The following is a 15,959-nucleotide window of genomic DNA, read 5'->3' on the forward strand; positions in this document are numbered from 1 at the left end:
GTGAATGGCGTCAACTACGTAAACGGTGTTCACTCACCTGTCCCGAAGTTATACCCGGGTGAACGGTGTTTACAACCTGATTGGGTGACTTATGACCGAGGCCACTCGCCGTGAGCGGCTACGCGCTGAGACCGAGCGTGACATCCGGCGACAGGCCCGTGCCCTGCTCGTGGAGCACGGCCGGGACGCCGTCACTCTGCGTGCGATCGCACGTGAAGTCGGCATCACCGCCCCCGCGCTGTACCGGTACTACGACTCGCGCGAGGACCTGCTCCGCCGGCTCGCCGAGGACATCTGCACGGACCTGGCCGCCGAGCTCGACGCCGACCTCGACGGCATCGACGAGGACGACGTCAGCGCGCAGGTCTACGCGGTGTGCCGGGGCTTCCGGCGCTGGGCGCTCGCGCACCCGCAGGAGTTCACGCTGGTGTTCGCCTCCACCGAGGACGCGCTCGGCTCCTGCACCCCGGACGGCCGAGGCCAGGTCGGCGACCAGTTCGGCCGCGTGTTCCTGGAGGTCGCGGGCAGGCTGATCGCGAGCCACCCGCTGCCGGAGGACCTCGGCCACGACGCGCCGGAGAACCTGCACGCCGACCTGGCGGCGTTCCAGCAGGTGCTGCTGGCCACCGTGAACGACCGCGGCGTCGCGGTGGACGCGAGCGTGCTGCCGCTCGGCGCGGTCTACCACATCACGCAGTCGTGGGTGCGGATCTACGGTCACGTGGCCCTGGAGGTCTTCGGCCGCTTCCCGTTCGCGGTGTCCAACCCCGAGCCGATGTTCGACTCGATGCTCGCGCAGATCCTGGGAGAGATGGGTTTTCGTCACCTGACGCGTCCGTGAGCTGCGACTTCCGGGCATACCTGCTGGGCCGTTCGAGGGCTTTTCGCGTCCGCGGCACAACCAGGGGCACCCGGGCGGGGTTGCATGTGGTGGCCGCAGCGGCGAGAACGACTCGGGGCGGGGGGATGGTGGCGGGGAAGAGTTCCGACAAGGGATCCGGCGGCGTGGCGTTAGTGGCCGCGGTGCTCGTCGTCCTCGCGGGCGCGGGCGGGGCCGGTGGCGCGGCGCTGAACTCGGGCGCGAGCGGCGGAGGCGGGGCGGCGGCCCCGGTGGAGAGCATCGGCGTCCGCAAGTGGGACGCCAAGCGCGCGGCGCGCGGCGGTGACACCGAAGGCGCGATGAGCCACCTCGGTGTCGGGATCAGCAAGCAGGCGGTCAAGCAGGAGCTCGACTGCGTGGCGAACTCGTTCGGCCAGGTGCGCGACTTCCTCGCCCAGACCCCGTGCACGTCGCTGGACCGCCTCCTGCTCGCCGTCGGCGACCAGGCGGGCAACGCGGCCGTGGTGTCGGTGGTGTGGGTGACGTTCCCGGGCCGCAACCACGCCCGGCAGTTCGACCGGGTCATCGACGTCGCGGGCTCCGGCGACGTGCAACCGCTCGGCGGCGGGGTGGTCGGCATGCCGGACGTCCGGTTCACCGCCACGCACTACTGGTCGGAGATCAAGGACACCACGATCACGATCGCCGAGTCCGAACCGGCAACCGGGCACGTCGAGCCGGACCTGCTCGACGCGATGACCGAAGTGGCCGCCCAGTTGCCCCGTCCGTGAACCGGCTGTCCGCGAACCCCGCTACAGCACCACGTTGACCAACCGGCCCGGCACGACGATCACCTTGCGCGGCGAGCCGCCGTTCAGCAGCTCGGCCACCTTCTCCTCGGCCAGCGCCGCCGCCTCCACCTCGGTCGCCGACGCCGACGCCGCCACGACCACGCGCGCCTTCACCTTGCCGTTGACCTGGATCGGGTACTCGACCGTGTCCTCGACCAGGTACTTCTCGTCCGCCGCCGGGAACGGGCCGTGCGCCAGCGAGTCGGTGTGGCCCAGCTTGGCCCACAGCTCCTCGGCGACGTGCGGGCTCAACGGCGCCAGCATCAGCGCCAGCGGCTCGGCCAGCGCGCGCGGCGCGCCGCCCGGGAAGTGCTTGGTGACGTGGTTGTTCAGCTCGATCAGCTTCGCGCCCGCCGTGTTGTAGCGCAGGTTCGCGAAGTCGTCGTGCACGCCCGCGATCGTCTTGTGCAGCAGCCGCAGCGCGTCCTCGCCCGGGTCCTCGTCGGTGACCCGCGGCTCGCCCGTGGTCTCGTCGACCAGGTTGCGCCACAGCCGCTGCAGGAACCGCTGCGCGCCGACGACGTCCTTGGTCGCCCACGGCCGCGAGACGTCCATCGGGCCCATCGACATCTCGTACAGCCGGAACGTGTCGGCGCCGTACTTCTCGCACATCTCGTCCGGCGTGACGACGTTCTTCAGGCTCTTGCCCATCTTGCCGTACTCGCGCTTGACCTCTTCGCCGTCGAAGAAGTACTTGCCGTCGCGCTCCTCCACCTCCTCGGCGGGCACGGGGGTGCCGCGCGAGTCGCGGTAGGCGTAGGCCTCGATGTAGCCCTGGTTGAACAGCCGCCGGTACGGCTCGTCGCCGGACACGTGGCCCAGGTCGAACAGCACCTTCTGCCAGAACCGCGCGTACAGCAGGTGCAGCACCGCGTGCTCCACGCCGCCGATGTACAGGTCGACGCCGCCGGGGTCGGACGGGCCGTGCTCGTCGGTGCGCGGGCCCAGCCAGTACCGCTCGTTCTCCGCGTTGACGAACCGCTCGGACTCCGTCGGGTCCACGTACCGCAGCTGGTACCAGCACGAACCGGCCCAGTTGGGCATGGTGTTGGTCTCGCGCCGGTACTGCTTGGGCCCGTCGCCCAGGTCCAGCTCGACGGTGACCCAGTCCTCGGCGCGCGACAGCGGCGGCGACGGCTCGGAGTTCGCGTCGTCCGGGTCGAACGTGCGCGGCGAGTAGTCGTCCACGTCGGGCAGCTCGATCGGCAGCATCGACTCCGGCACCGCGATCGGCGTGCCGTCGGCGTCGTACACGACCGGGAACGGCTCGCCCCAGTACCGCTGCCGGGAGAACAGCCAGTCGCGCAGCTTGAACTGCACCGTGCCCTCGCCCCGGCCCTGCTCCTCCAGCCAGGCGATGATCTTCTTCTTGGCCTCGTCGACGTCCAGGCCGTCCAGGCTCACGCTGCTCTCGTGGCTGGAGTTCACCGCCGGACCGGAGCCCGTGTACGCCTCGCCGTCGAAGTCCTCCGGCGGCTGCACGGTCCGGATGATCGGCAGGTCGAACGCCTTGGCGAAGTCCCAGTCGCGCTGGTCCTGGCCGGGCACCGCCATGATCGCGCCGGTGCCGTAGCCCATCAGCACGTAGTCCGCCAGGTACACCGGGATCCGCGCGCCGTTGACCGGGTTGACCGCGTGCGCGCCGGTGAAGACGCCGGTCTTCTCCTTGTTCTCCTGCCGGTCCAGCTCGGACTTGCGCGACACCTCGGCGCGGTACGCGGCGATCGCGTCGGCCTGCTCGGCGGACGCGATCACGTCCACCAGCGGGTGCTCGGGCGCCAGCACCATGTACGTCGCGCCGAACAGCGTGTCGGGCCGGGTGGTGAACACCTCGACGTCGACGCCGTCGTGCCCGGCCACGGCGAACTTGACCCGGGCGCCGTGCGAGCGCCCGATCCAGTTGCGCTGCATCGCCTTGATCTTGTCCGGCCAGTCCAGCCGGTCCAGGTCGTCGATCAGCCGGTCGGAGTACGCGGTGATCCGCATCATCCACTGGCGCAGGGAGCGCCGGAACACCGGGAAGTTGCCGCGCTCGCTGCGGCCGTCTGCGGTGACCTCCTCGTTCGCCAGCACGGTGCCCAGGCCGGGGCACCAGTTCACCGGCGCCTCGGACAGGTACACCAGGCGGTGCTGCCCCAGCAGCTTCTCCCGCTCCGGGCGGGTCATCTCGGCCCACGGCTTGTCGGGCGTGGCCCGCTCACCGGACGCGAACTGCGCCTCCAGCTCGGCGATCGGCCTGGCCTTGCCCGCCGCCGGGTCGTACCAGGAGTTGAAGATCTGCAGGAAGATCCACTGGGTCCACTTGTAGTAGCCCGGGTCGATGGTGGAGATCCGGCGGCGCTCGTCGTGGCCCAGGCCCAGCCTGCGGATCTGCCGCAGGTAGGTCTGGATGTTGTCCTCGGTGGTCTTGCGCGGGTGCTGCCCGGTCTGCACGGCGTACTGCTCGGCGGGCAGGCCGAACGCGTCGAAGCCCATCGTGTGCAGCACGTTGCGGCCGTTCATCCGGTGGTACCGGGCGAACACGTCCGTGCCGATGAAGCCCAGCGGGTGGCCCACGTGCAGGCCCGCGCCCGACGGGTAGGGGAACATGTCCTGCACGAACAGCTTGTCCGCTGGCACCTCGCCCTTGAGCGGCCCGACCGGGTTCGGCGCGTGGAAGGTCCCCTCCTCCTCCCAGTGCTGCTGCCAGCGCCGCTCGATCTCGCCCGCCAACTGGGCGGTGTAGCGGTAGGCGGGCGTCGCGTCCGCCGCGTCGGTGCTCATCGGGATGTCCCTCTCCATCGGTACCTGCCCCTGACATGACGAAACCCCCCAGCCCGGAAGGGCATGAGGGGTTGCCGCGCGGACCTGGCTGACGAGGTCTGCGCGGCTAGCTAAGGAGCAGGCGGGCCTTGCTCATGTCCTCCACGGTATCAGCGCAGCGCAAGTGCGTTGCACCGGGTGAGGCCGCGGTGGGCCCGCGAACCCGGGGCCGGCCCCACCCGGATCGGAGGACCGGCCTACCCTCGTCAGGGTGAACATCGTGCTGCCAGTGGTGCTGGGTCTGATCGGTGTCGCGTTCGCGACCATCGGCTTCCTCGGCGTGCGTGGCCTGCTGCGGCGCAACCGCTTCTTCGGTGTGCGCACCAAGGCCACGCTGCGCGACGACGAAACGTTCGCGCTGGCCAACAAGATCGCCGGCGTGCCGACCGCGACCGCGGGCGCGATCGCCCTCGTGGCGGCCTTCGCGGCGGCGGTCAACCCGGCGTCGGCGCTGGTCATCGGCCTGGTCGGGCTGGTCGGCAGCGTCGTGGTCGCGAGCGCGGGCGGCGTGCTCGGCCACCGGGCCGCCGAGGCGATGCCCGAGCAGGCGGCGCCCGCCGGCTGCGGCGGCTGCGCGTGCGGTGGCGGCGGCTGCAGCGTCCTGACCCGCGCCTAGTTCCGGCGGATGTCCGTCGGGAACGTCGCCATAAGCGCCGTCGGCATGCCCTGACGGCGCAGCACCCGTCCCCACAGGTCGACGTTCGGCGGCGTGAGCACGTCGTCGGGCAGGCCCTTCACCACGATCCAGTCGCCGCGCGCGACCTCGTTGCCGAGCTGGCCCTCGCCCCAGCCGGAGTAGCCGGCGAACACGCGCATCCCGCGCACCTTCGCCACCAGCACGTCCGGGTCCGCGTCCAGGTCGACCAGCGCCACCGGCCCGTGCACGCCGACCACACCGTCGAGTGACGCCAGGTCCTCGCCGGTGCGCAGCGCGGCCAGGCACAGCGCCGTCTTCTGCTCCACCGGCCCGCCGATGTAGACGGCCTGCGGCCTGCTCACGTGCGGGCCCCACGCGGGCAGCACGTCGTGGACGGCGACCTCGCTCGGGCGGTTCAGCACCACGCCGAGGCTGCCCTCGTCCCGGTGGTCGATGACGTAGACCACCGTCCGGAGGAAGTTGGGGTCGGTCAGAGTCGGTGCCGCGACCAGCAGGGAACCCGGTTCGACGTCGGCATCAGGGCGCACACCACGCATGATCCCAGACGACGACCGCGGGCCAGGCGACGCAGCACGCGCACCGCGCGGACGCGCCATTCCGCCGTCGGCGGAACATCCGGGTTACCGTGTTCGTTGTAGTGAGCGTCAGGCGCCATCGAGTCCCCCGGGCCCACTGAAACGCCTACGCGGAATACCGTTCGGCTGGAGCCGCGTAGTGCCACCCGCCGAGAGGCGACCGGGCGCCTGGCACCAGGGAGGCCGGACCCCACGCGGGTCCGGCCTTCGTGGTCCGGAGGTCCGGAGGCATAGGCTCACCACCGTGACCACTGCCGGCACCACCGCGGCGAAGCACCACCTCGGTGTCCGGAAACTCCTCGCGCTGGCGGACTTCCGCAGGTTGCTGGCCTCGCGGCTGGCCGCCCAGTGGGGCGACGGCCTCTTCCAGGCGGGCCTCGCCGGCGCGGTCCTGTTCAACCCCGAGCGCCACGCCGACCCGCTCGCCGTCGCGGCCGGGTTCGCCGTGCTGCTGCTCCCGTACTCGGTCGTCGGCCCGTTCGCGGGCGCCCTGCTCGACCGGTGGGACCGCCGCCGGGTGCTGGTGGTGGCGAACCTCACCCGCGCGGTGTTCGTCCTGCTCACCGCGGCGGCCGTCGGGCTCGGGCTCGCCGGCGTGCCGCTGTACGCCTCGGCGCTGTTCGTCACGGGGGTGAGCCGGTTCGTCGGCTCCGGCCTGTCCGCGTCCCTGCCGCACGTGGTGGACGGCGACCACCTCGTGGAGGCGAACGCGTTCGTCACCACGCTGGGCGCGTTGACCGCGGTGCTGGGGGCGGGCTGCGCGGTGGGGTTGCGGTCGGTGTTCGGCTCCGGTGACGGCGGCTCGGCGTGGACCACGACGTTCGCCGTCGTGGGCTCGCTCGGGGCAGCCTTCGTGGCCTCCCGCTTCGCGCGTGGCGCGCTCGGACCCGACGAGGTGGACGAGCCCAGCCGGACCGTCACCGCGGTCGCCCTGGGCCTGCTGGACGGCGCACGGGCCGCGTGGCGGGCGCCCAGCGTCGCCGCCGCCCTGGTGGCGCTGCTCGCGCACCGGCTCGCATTCGGCGCGTCGTTGCTGCTCACGCTGCTGCTGATGCGCAACTCGTTCACCGACTACGGCCCGCTCAAGGCGGGCATGGCGGGGCTGGGCGAGGTCGCCGTCGCCGGTGGCGCGGGCATCCTGCTGGCGGGACTCGTGACCGACCGGGTGGTGGACGTGCTCGGCCGGCGGGGCACGGTCTGCGCCGCGCTCGTGCTGGCCGCCGCCACCCAGCTCGGCCTCGGCCTGCCCATGCTGCTGCCGACCATCCTGGTCGCGTCGTTCGTGCTGACGTTCGCGGGCCAGGTGGTGAAGCTCTGCGTGGACGCGGCCGTGCAGGGCGACATCGGCGACGAGGTCCGCGGCCGGGTGTTCGCCCTGTACGACACGTTGTTCAACGTCACGCAGGTGGCAGCCGTCACCGCCGCGGCGGCCGTGGTGCCCTTGGACGGTCGGTCCCCGGGCCTCGTGATCGCCGCGACGGCGGCCTACCTGCTCGGTCTGCTCGGCTACTTGTTGCTGGTCAAGCGATCGGCGACAGCCCCCGCCCACTGACCTGCCCCGCCCGTCTGCGGAGCAGCGGCCAGGTCACCGCGGCAGCGGCAGGCGGATGATCCCGGTCTCGTGCGCGTAGACGACCGCCGCCATCCGATCACGCAGGTTCAGCGCGCGGAGGATCTCCGACACCACCGCCCCCACCTGGTGCTGGCTCAACGCCAGCACCCGCGCTATCTCGTGGTCCGCGAGCCCCCTGGCCAGGCAGCGGAGCACGGCCCGCTGCCGGTCGGACAGCTCGTCCAACCCCTGTTGTGCCCGGGTGCCCCCCTCGGACAATCCCCAAGCGTTCATGCGACACCACCCCCAGTGCGCGTCTGACGCACACAGTCATGGTCCCGCAACAGGCTGTCACTGGCCAAGCCCGAAGTCGGAGATTGGTCACTTGGTGTCAGTCACCAGGCGGCCGGACGCCCTCCGCGCGCGCCCACTCGAGCAGCTCGGCGACCGCCTCGTCGTGCTCCAGCGGGCCGCGGTCCAGGCGCAGCTCCTTGAGGAACTTCCACGCCTTGCCGACCACCGGCCCCGGTGGCAGGCCCAGCAGCCGCATGATCTCGTTGCCGTCGAGGTCCGGCCGGACCCGCTTGAGGTCCTCCTCGGCGGCGATCCGCTCGATGCGGCGCTCCAGGTCGTCGTACGTCCGCTGCAGCGCGTTGGCCTTGCGCCGGTTGCGCGTGGTGCAGTCGGCGCGGACCAGCTTGTGCAGGCGGGGGAGCAGGTGCTCGGCGTCGGTGACGTACCGGCGCACCGCCGAGTCGGTCCACTCGCCGCTGCCGTAGCCGTGGAACCGCAGGTGGAGGTACACGAGCTGGGCGACGTCCTCGACGATCTCCTTCGAGTACTTCAGCGCGCGCAAACGCTTGCGGACCATCTTCGCGCCGACCACCTCGTGGTGGTGGAACGACACCCCGCCGCCCTCCTCGAACCGCCGGGTGTCCGGCTTGCCGATGTCGTGCAGCAACGCGGCCAGCCGCAGCACGAGGTCCGGCTCCGGGCCGTCCTCCAGGTCGATGGCCTGGTCGAGCACGACGAGCGAGTGGTGGAACACGTCCTTGTGCTGGTGGTGCTCGTCGATCTCCAGCTTCATCGCGGGCAGCTCGGGCAGCACCACGTCGGCGAGCTTCGCCTCGACCATCAGCTCCACGCCCGCCCGCGGGTGCGCGCCCGTGAGCAGCTTGGACACCTCGACCTGCACGCGTTCGGCGGTGATGCGGGTCAGCTCGCCCGCCATGGCCGACATGGCGTCGAGCACGCGTGGCGCGACGGTGAAGCCCAGCTGGGACACGAACCGGGCCGCGCGCAGCATCCGCAGCGGGTCGTCGGAGAACGACTCCTGCGGCGTCGCGGGGGTGTCCAGGGTCTTGGCCCGCAGCGCCTCGCGCCCGCCGGTCGGGTCGATGAGCTGCCGGTTCACCACGTCGTAGGCCATCGCGTTGACGGTGAAGTCGCGGCGCACCAGGTCGCCCTCGATGCTGTCGCCGAAGGTCACCTCGGGGTTGCGGGTGACGCCGTCGTAGCTGTCCGCGCGGAACGTGGTGACCTCGACGGTCTGCCCGTGCTTGGTCGCGCCGACGGTGCCGAAGGCGATGCCGGTGTCCCAGATCGCGTCCGCCCAGCCCTTGAGCAGCGCCATGATCTGCGGCGGCCGGGCGTCGGTGGTGAAGTCGAGGTCGCCGGACAGCCGGCCGAGCACGGCGTCCCGCACGCTGCCGCCCACCAGGTACAGGCGATGACCGGCCGCGGCGAAGCGGGCGGCCAGGTCGTCGGCGACGGGGAGCGAGCTCAGCAGTTCCACCACGGCATTGTCCTGCCCAGGAGAAGTGGTGGTGGAGGCGATGGGTCCGGACACGAGCAGCCAGCCTACTGGTCGGCGGCGTGCGGCTCGAACGAGTTGCCCGGCGGTCGATCACCGCCCGCCACCGGGCGGTCACGTCCGGTACCCGCTGGTCGCCACTACCATCAGGGCATGCCCCAGTCGTCCGGTCGCTCCGGCGGTCCCAAGCCGAGGCGCCGGAACCGGCGTCGCGGTCGGCGGCTGAAGACCGTCGACGAGACCTCGGCGGGTGGACTGGTGCTCGACTTCGAGCAGCACGTCGCCGCGATCATCGGGCGGCTCGACCGGCGCGGCAGGCTGTTGTGGTCGTTGCCGAAGGGTCACATCGAGGCCGGTGAGACCGCGGAACAGACCGCGGTGCGCGAGGTCGCCGAGGAGACCGGTATTCATAGCAAGGTCCTGCGCCCGCTCGGCTCGATCGACTACTGGTTCGTCGCCGAGGACCGGCGGGTGCACAAGACCGTCCACCACTTCCTCCTGGAAGCGCTGGGCGGCGAGCTTTCCGACGAAGACGTGGAGGTCACCGAGGTGGCGTGGGTGCCCCTTGGCGAGCTGGACGACCGGCTCGCCTACGCGGACGAGCGTCGACTCGTGCGCCGAGCCGCCGAACTGCTCTCCGAGTACCAGACGGACGGAGCGGAGTCCGCGTGAAACGGCTGCTGTCCGCACTAGCGGCGGCGGGGGTCCTCCTCGTGACGACGGCGTCCGCGGCGCCCGCCGCGCCCGCCGACAGCGGGCGGCTGCCCGTGCGACCGGCGCCCGCCACGCAGGTGTGGGCGACCAGGGCGCTGTCCAGCCAACCGGGCCAGCAGTCGCAGGTGTGGCTGCGCCTGGACGTCGAGGAGATGACCCCCCGGGTGATCACCGCGGACGGGCCGGACTCGATCACCATCTCCGGCAAGGTGGTCAACGTCGGCGACCGGCCGATCGAGGACATCGAGCTGCGCCTGGAACGCGGTCAGCCGCTGACCGGCGAGGACGAGGTCCGCGAGGCGCTGCGCGAGCCGACCGACGCCGAGTTCGTCCAGCCGAACTTCACCCCCGTCACCGACCGCCTCGAGCAGAACGAGTCGAAGCCGTTCCAGCTCACCGTGCCCCTGCGCGGCACGGGCCCGACCTCGCTGCGCATCACCGAACCGGGCATCTACCCGATCCTGGCCAACATCAACGGCGTCCCGGCCTACGGCGGGCGGGCCCGGCTGGCCGCGCTGAGCACCCTGCTGCCGGTGCTCGCGATGCCCGGCGGGCAGGCGCCGTCCCCGCCCGCGAACCCGGCCAAGCTCACCCTGCTGTGGCCGCTGGCCGACCGGCCGCGCGTCCTCACCGCCAACCCGACCGTGCTCACCGACGACGAGCTGGCGGGCTCGCTGGCCATGGGCGGCAGGCTCTACGGCCTGCTCATGGCCTACGAGTCGGCGCTGACCGGCCCGTTGGGCACCGGCGTGTGCCTGGCCGTCGACCCCGACCTGCTGCGCACCGTCGAGGCGATGACCCAGGGCTACGAGGTGCGCGGCCAGGGCGCGGGCAAGGGCAAGAGCGCGGCCGAGCTGTGGCGCGACCGGTTGCGCCTGCTGGTCGCCGGCCGGTGCGTGATCGCGCTGCCGGACGCGGACGCCGACCTCGTCGCGCTGTCCCGCGCCCAGCTCGCCGGCCTCACCGACCTCGCGCTCAACGGCGCCGAGGTGGTCCGCGACGTCCTCGGGGTGCAGCCGACGCAGGGCCTGACCTGGCCCGAGGACGGCGTGCTCGACCAGCCGACGCTGGCGGACCTGACCAATCGGGGCGTCACGTCCCTGGTACTCGACCAGTCGGCCGTCGCCGGCACCCCCGGCACGGGACCGGTCCGGTTCGACGTGGCCGAGGGCAAGCCGGTCACGGCGGTGCGCGTCGACGGCATGGTGTCCGACGCGTTGTACGGCGCGGCGACGACCAGGCCGGTCGCGGGCGTGACCACGCCCAGCGAGACCCGGCCGGTGTCGGTGCAGAACGCGCTGGCCGCGCTCACGTTCCGGGCCGGGTTCCAGAACACCGGCCAGCACGTGGTCATCGCGCCGCCACGCCGGTGGAACGCCCCGACCGGCGAGGTCGACACGCTCCTGCGCGCGGCGAAGTCCCTGGTCGCGGACGGGTTCGCGACCCCCGTCGGCCTGGAGTCCCTGCTGGCGGTGCCGCCCGAGCAGACCGCCGCGCTGAGCTACCCGGTCGAGGCCGGCGCCCGCGAGGTGCCGCCGTCGGTGACCGCCTCGGTGGCCGAGTCGTGGGCCCGGTTGCAGCAGCTGTCGGAGTCGATGAGCCAGCCGGACGCGGCGTCCGCCGAGGTGGGCGACCTGATCGACCCGCTGCGGCTGGCGCTGCTGCGCGCGGTGTCGGGCGCGTGGCGCGGCAACGAGGACGGCGCGCGGGCCGCGCTGGCGGCGGGCCGCGAGCAGATCGACGGCTTGCGCGGCCAGGTCACGGTGACCGAGCCGAACAGCCCGATCCTGCTCGGCTCGGGCGACAGCCCCATCCCGCTGTCCATCAAGAACCGGCTCGACGTGCGGATCACGGTGCGGATCGTGATCGAGGACACGCCGGGCATCGTGGCCAGGGACCTGACCGACATCGAGCTGCCCGCGCGCGGCGACCGGCTGGTGCGGGTGCCGGTGGAGGTGCAGCGGTCCGGGCGGTTCCCGGTGCACATCCGCCTGGTCACCACCAGTGGCGTCGAGCTGGGCGAACGGGCTCGGCTGGAGGTGTCGTCCTCGGCGTACGGGACGATCACGGTCGTCATCACCGGTCTGGCGGGCGCCGCGCTGGTGCTGCTGTCCGCCAGGCGCATCTACCGTCGGGTGCGCGCCGCCCGGGCCGCCTCCGCGCAGGTGCCGAACGACGCGAGTGGGGTCACGCCGCCGGAGAGGTCGAGCACGAGTTGAGCGGAACAACAACGGTGACGCAGGAGCAGTCGCAGGGCCCGTCGCTGGCGCGCGCCGGCGGCTCGATGGCCATCGCCACGATCGTCAGCCGCGCCTCCGGGCTGCTGTCCAAGCTGCTGCTGATCACGATCCTCGGCGTCGACGCGCTCAACGACTCCTACCAGGTCGCCACCACGCTGCCCACGATGATCAACGAGCTGCTGCTCGGCGGCGTGCTGACCAGCGTGGCGATCCCGCTGCTGGTGCGCGCCGAGAAGGAGGACGGCGACCGCGGCGAGTCCTACGCGCAGTGGATGATCACGATGTCCACGGTGATCCTCGGCGTCGGCACGATCATCGCCGTCGCCTGCGCGCCGCTGCTGACCGCGCTGTTCATCGACTCGCCCGAGGCCAAGCCCGAGCTGGTCACCGCGTTCGCCTACCTGGTGCTGCCGGGCATCGTGTTCTACGGGCTGTCCGCGCTGATCGGCGCGGTGCTCAACACCCGGCACGTGTTCGGCCTGCCCACGTGGGCGCCGGTGCTGAACAACCTCGTGGTGATCCTGACGCTGGTCGTCTACTGGCTGATGCCGGGCGAGATCTCGCTGGACCCCGTGCGGATGGGCGAGCCGAAGCTGCTGGTCCTGGGCCTGGGCACGATGCTCGGCGTGGCGTTGCAGGCGTCGGTGCTGGTGCCCGCGCTGCGCCGGACCGGGTTCCGGTTCCGGTGGCGGTGGGGCTGGGACCGGCGGCTGTCGGAGTTCGGCGGGCTGGCGTTCTGGGTGCTGCTGTACGTGGCGCTCGGCTTCGCCAGCATGGTCGTGCTGACGAAGGTCGCCACGCACCACGACGGCGCCATCACGGTCTACAACATGCAGTGGTTGATCGCCCAGGTGCCCTACGGGGTGCTCGGCGTGTCGCTGCTGACCGCGTTGATGCCGAAGATGAGCCGCGCGGCGGCGGCGCACGACACCGACGCGCTGGTCGGCGACCTGGCGTTCGGCAACCGGATGTCGTCGATCCTGCTGATGCCGTTCAGCGCGTTGATGACGGTGTCCGGCGTGTCGATCGGCCTGGCGCTGTTCGCCCACGGCCGGTCCGGCGTCGGTGGCGGCGAGGCGATCGGCACGGCGCTCGCGCTGTCGGCGTTCGGGCTGGTGCCGTACGCGATCACGTTGTTGCAGCTGAGGGTCTTCTACGCGTTGAAGGACGCCCGGACGCCCACGATCATCCAGGCGATCATCGTGGTGGTGCGGATCGGGCTGCTGTACGGGTTCCTGGCGATCTCGCCGCCGGACAAGCTGGCGGTCGGCGTGTCGATCGCGATGTCGCTGAGCTTCGTGGTCGGCGCCCTGGTCGGGCAGCTGTGGCTGCGGCTGCGGCTCGGCCGGCTGCGCACCGGTTACACAGCGTGGACGATCTGCCTCACGGTCGTGGCGTCCGCGATCGCGTTCGGAGCAGCGACCGGGCTCGCGTGGCTCGCCGTCCGGGTGGTGGGAATCGAGTCCCCCGTGGCGGGTGCCTGGGTCGAAGTGGTGATCCAGGCGGTCGTCGGGCTGCCGTTGAGCTTCCTGCTGCTGGCGCTGTTCCGGGTACCCGAAGTGAAGCCCGCGATCGGCAAGATCAGTCGTTTGGTGGGTCGGCGATGACACCTGTGACACCACGCGGTCACGTACCCTCGGCCCCGTGAGCAGCGGTCCGATCCAGAACGCCTCGCTGGTGCCCGGCGGGGTGATCGGCGACGGCCGGTACCGGCTGCTGGCCCGGTCCGGTGTGGACCGGCGGTGCGACGCGCACCTGTGGCGGGCCAGGGACGGGCAGCTCAACCGGGACGTGGCGCTGACCGTCCTGGTGGGCGACCCGGCCGACCACGCCGCCGCGGCGCGGGCCAAGCGGACCGCCGAACGCGCGATGCACGCCGCCAGCTTCACCCACCCGGGCGTTTCCCGGGTGATCGACGTGTTGACGCCGGGCGCCGGGATCAGGCTCGACGAGGGCATCCTCGGCGTGATCGTCGCCGAGTGGACCCAGGGCACCGACCTGCTGGACCTGGTCGCCGAAGGGCCGCTGCCCGCCGGCGCCGCGACGCGGCTGCTCGAGCCGCTGGGCGCGGCGATCGAGGGCGCGCACCACGCCGGTCTCGTGCTCGGCGCGGACCACCCGCAGCGCATCCGGGTGACGGCGGACGGCAGGCTGCGGCTCGCGTTCCCCGGACCCCGGCCGGACGCGATCGCCCGCGACGACGTCAAGGGCCTCGGCGCGATCCTGTACCTGCTGCTGACCGGCAAGTGGGCGCTGCCGAACGGTCCGGACGGCGTGCCCGCCGCGCCGACGGGCCCGGACGGCTCCGTGCTCGCGCCGAGCGCGCTGCACCCGTACGTGCCGCACGAGCTGTCGTCGGTCGCCGTGCGCAGCCTGGAGGACACCAGCGTCGGCGGCATCCGGACCAGCGCGGCGATCCTGCAGGTGCTCGACCAGATCGCCCAGTCCGAGGCCCAGACCGCGCTGATCCAGCCGGTCCAGGAGGACGCGGCGGACGACGGCGCGGTGTGGACCACCCAACGGCCGGTCCGCGACAAGGACCGCAAGCGGAAGCTGATGATCAGCGTGGCCGTGCTCGCGGTCGCGACGCTCGCCGTGATCGTCTGGCTCGGCGTGCAGATCGTGAGCTTCTTCAGCGACGAGCCGACCGGGGGTGGAGGGCCGACCGTGGTGATCGGCCAGTCCACCACGCCGGGGCAGAGCGGCCAGCCCGCGCCGCCCGCGCCCCAGCCCGCCGGTCCCGTGCAGCCCGCGTCCATCGGCGTGTACGACGCGACCAACCAGCCCGACAACGCCAACCGGGCCAACCGCGCGGTCGACAACAACCCGACCACGGTGTGGCAGACGGAGAACTACTTCCAGCCGTTCCCGGCGCTCAAGCCGGGCATCGGGCTGATGGCGGGCTTCGCCGAACCGGTGAAGCTGTCGTCGGTGACGATCACGTCGCCGAGCGAGGGCACGGTGGTGGAGATCCGCGTCGCGGGCGCGCCGGGCGCGCCGCTGCCGGAGACGAAGGTCATCGCGACCGCGACCCTGTCGCCGGGGCAGACCCAGATCCAGCTGACCGACCACGACCCGACCCAGCACCTGCTGGTGTGGATCACGAAGCTCTCGGGCAGCGGCAAGAACAACCGCTCCGAGATCGCGGAGCTCGTCTACACCCGCGCGCAGTAGCCCTCAGGCGCGGGTCGCGTAGTCGCCCAGCGCCGGTTCCAGCAGGTCGAAGACGCGCCGTGCGGACCGCGCCACGGTGGCCGCGATGTGGTCGTTGTCGTGACCCTCGACGGTCAGCCGGAGCACCTCACCGAACAACAGCCGGTTCGCGCCGCCGAGCTGGGTGGCGGCGGCCCTCGGCGTGATGTCGTCGGGCTCGGCGCCGGTGGCCTCGGCGAGGGCGGCGGCCAGTGCCTCCTCGCGGGCCTCGTGCAGTTCGCGCAGGCGGGCGGTGAGGGTGGGGCTGTCGACGATCATCCGGGCGAACGGCAGGCCGGAGAACCCGATCACCGGGTCGTGCCGGGCCGCGGCCTGGAGGAACGCGGTGCGCAGCGCGGCCAGCGCCGACTCGCCGACCGCGCGTTCGACGACCGTGCGGGCGAGGCCGGCGGTGAACTCCTCGTGCTGGTCGAGGGCCAGGTCCTCCTTGCGCGCGAAGTAGTTCGTGACGGTCTTCTTGGCCACCCGCGCCGCGTCGGCGATGTCGGCGATGGTCGTCTCCTCGAACCCCCGCTCGATGAACAGCCGGGTGGCGTGGTCGGAGATCGCCTGCCGCGTCTCCTGCTTCTTCTGCTCGCGCAGGCCGGTGTTGGTGCTGGTCATGGGCCTAGCCTGGCAGAGTTTTACGTCGGGGGCAAACTTCCTCTTGACGTTTCGTACCACCGGACTATAATTACGCTCGTAGCAAGCACAACGGAGGAGACACCTTGCGACGAGAGCA

General features: G+C 71.9%; 13 protein-coding genes. 8 read left to right on the top strand and 5 right to left on the bottom strand.

Annotated features, from left to right (window positions below; genetic code table 11):
* Nucleotides 1–91 precede the first annotated feature (91 nt).
* Both AB0I91_RS31445 and AB0I91_RS31450 read left to right on the top strand, forming a co-directional pair.
* Entirely contained in the window at nucleotides 92–841 is a 750-nt protein-coding gene (locus tag AB0I91_RS31445; protein ID WP_499607673.1) for a TetR/AcrR family transcriptional regulator, read from the top strand.
* Between the two features lie 164 nt (nucleotides 842–1,005).
* A complete protein-coding gene (locus tag AB0I91_RS31450) occupies nucleotides 1,006–1,611 on the top strand; it encodes a hypothetical protein (RefSeq protein ID WP_498771415.1) in 606 nt (201 codons plus the stop codon).
* 21 nt (nucleotides 1,612–1,632) lie between these two features.
* Here AB0I91_RS31450 and leuS read toward each other — a convergent pair whose 3' ends face one another.
* A complete protein-coding gene (gene leuS, locus AB0I91_RS31455; protein ID WP_499607670.1) occupies nucleotides 1,633–4,434 on the bottom strand; it encodes a leucine--tRNA ligase in 2,802 nt (933 codons plus the stop codon).
* Nucleotides 4,435–4,684: 250 nt separating this feature from the next.
* Here leuS and AB0I91_RS31460 point away from each other — a divergent pair, with 250 nt between their 5' ends.
* A complete protein-coding gene (locus tag AB0I91_RS31460) occupies nucleotides 4,685–5,089 on the top strand; it encodes an SdpI family protein (protein WP_499640222.1) in 405 nt (134 codons plus the stop codon).
* Here AB0I91_RS31460 and AB0I91_RS31465 read toward each other — a convergent pair.
* Nucleotides 5,086–5,667 carry a YqgE/AlgH family protein gene (locus AB0I91_RS31465; protein ID WP_498771409.1) on the bottom strand — a complete coding sequence of 194 codons (582 nt, stop codon included), beginning with the start codon at nucleotides 5,665–5,667 and terminating at the stop codon, nucleotides 5,086–5,088. The genes AB0I91_RS31460 and AB0I91_RS31465 overlap by 4 nt on opposite strands.
* A 283-nt stretch (nucleotides 5,668–5,950) precedes the next feature.
* Here AB0I91_RS31465 and AB0I91_RS31470 point away from each other — a divergent pair, with 283 nt between their 5' ends.
* The gene (locus AB0I91_RS31470; RefSeq protein WP_499640224.1) at nucleotides 5,951–7,258 is read left to right on the top strand and encodes an MFS transporter; all 1,308 of its coding nucleotides are present in this window, start codon (nucleotides 5,951–5,953) and stop codon (nucleotides 7,256–7,258) included.
* Between the two features lie 33 nt (nucleotides 7,259–7,291).
* Here the strand turns inward: AB0I91_RS31470 and AB0I91_RS31475 are convergent, their stop codons facing one another.
* The gene (locus AB0I91_RS31475) at nucleotides 7,292–7,552 is read right to left on the bottom strand and encodes a response regulator transcription factor (RefSeq protein WP_123744844.1); all 261 of its coding nucleotides are present in this window, start codon (nucleotides 7,550–7,552) and stop codon (nucleotides 7,292–7,294) included.
* A 97-nt stretch (nucleotides 7,553–7,649) separates the two neighbouring features.
* Nucleotides 7,650–9,113: a CCA tRNA nucleotidyltransferase gene (locus AB0I91_RS31480; protein WP_499640236.1), complete on the bottom strand. Its 1,464-nt coding sequence runs from the start codon at nucleotides 9,111–9,113 to the stop codon at nucleotides 7,650–7,652.
* Nucleotides 9,114–9,224: 111 nt separating this feature from the next.
* Here AB0I91_RS31480 and AB0I91_RS31485 point away from each other — a divergent pair, with 111 nt between their 5' ends.
* The 4 genes from AB0I91_RS31485 to AB0I91_RS31500 are packed head-to-tail and all read left to right on the top strand — an operon-like array spanning nucleotide 9,225 to nucleotide 15,199.
* The gene (locus AB0I91_RS31485; RefSeq protein WP_123744843.1) at nucleotides 9,225–9,743 is read left to right on the top strand and encodes an NUDIX hydrolase; all 519 of its coding nucleotides are present in this window, start codon (nucleotides 9,225–9,227) and stop codon (nucleotides 9,741–9,743) included.
* A complete protein-coding gene (locus AB0I91_RS31490; RefSeq protein ID WP_499640226.1) occupies nucleotides 9,740–12,004 on the top strand; it encodes a DUF6049 family protein in 2,265 nt (754 codons plus the stop codon). The genes AB0I91_RS31485 and AB0I91_RS31490 overlap by 4 nt, the downstream gene beginning before the upstream one ends.
* Nucleotides 12,005–12,018: 14 nt before the next feature.
* Nucleotides 12,019–13,632 carry a murein biosynthesis integral membrane protein MurJ gene (gene murJ / locus AB0I91_RS31495; RefSeq protein WP_498771400.1) on the top strand — a complete coding sequence of 538 codons (1,614 nt, stop codon included), beginning with the start codon at nucleotides 12,019–12,021 and terminating at the stop codon, nucleotides 13,630–13,632.
* A 37-nt stretch (nucleotides 13,633–13,669) separates the two neighbouring features.
* Nucleotides 13,670–15,199 (top strand): protein kinase family protein, encoded by a 1,530-nt coding sequence (locus tag AB0I91_RS31500; protein ID WP_498771398.1) that lies wholly within the window; start codon nucleotides 13,670–13,672, stop codon nucleotides 15,197–15,199.
* A gap of 3 nt (nucleotides 15,200–15,202) precedes the next feature.
* Here AB0I91_RS31500 and AB0I91_RS31505 read toward each other — a convergent pair whose 3' ends face one another.
* Complete coding sequence (locus AB0I91_RS31505) at nucleotides 15,203–15,841, bottom strand: TetR/AcrR family transcriptional regulator (protein WP_499607659.1); 639 nt, start codon at nucleotides 15,839–15,841, stop codon at nucleotides 15,203–15,205.
* Between the last annotated feature and the right edge of the window lie 118 nt (nucleotides 15,842–15,959).

It is taken from the genome of Actinosynnema sp. NPDC049800, assembly GCF_040656635.1.
In the GTDB taxonomy this organism is placed as follows: Bacteria; Actinomycetota; Actinomycetes; order Mycobacteriales; family Pseudonocardiaceae; genus Actinosynnema.

Excerpts from the sequence above, each read along its gene's own strand:
- leuS (WP_499607670.1), bottom strand. The coding sequence starts at position 4,434 with ATGAGCACCGACGCGGCGGACGCGACGCCCGCCTACCGCTACACCGCC.
- AB0I91_RS31465 (WP_498771409.1), bottom strand. The coding sequence starts at position 5,667 with ATGCGTGGTGTGCGCCCTGATGCCGACGTCGAACCGGGTTCCCTGCTG.
- AB0I91_RS31445 (WP_499607673.1), top strand. The coding sequence starts at position 92 with ATGACCGAGGCCACTCGCCGTGAGCGGCTACGCGCTGAGACCGAGCGT.
- AB0I91_RS31475 (WP_123744844.1), bottom strand. The coding sequence starts at position 7,552 with ATGAACGCTTGGGGATTGTCCGAGGGGGGCACCCGGGCACAACAGGGG.
- AB0I91_RS31505 (WP_499607659.1), bottom strand. The coding sequence starts at position 15,841 with ATGACCAGCACCAACACCGGCCTGCGCGAGCAGAAGAAGCAGGAGACG.
- AB0I91_RS31485 (WP_123744843.1), top strand. The coding sequence starts at position 9,225 with ATGCCCCAGTCGTCCGGTCGCTCCGGCGGTCCCAAGCCGAGGCGCCGG.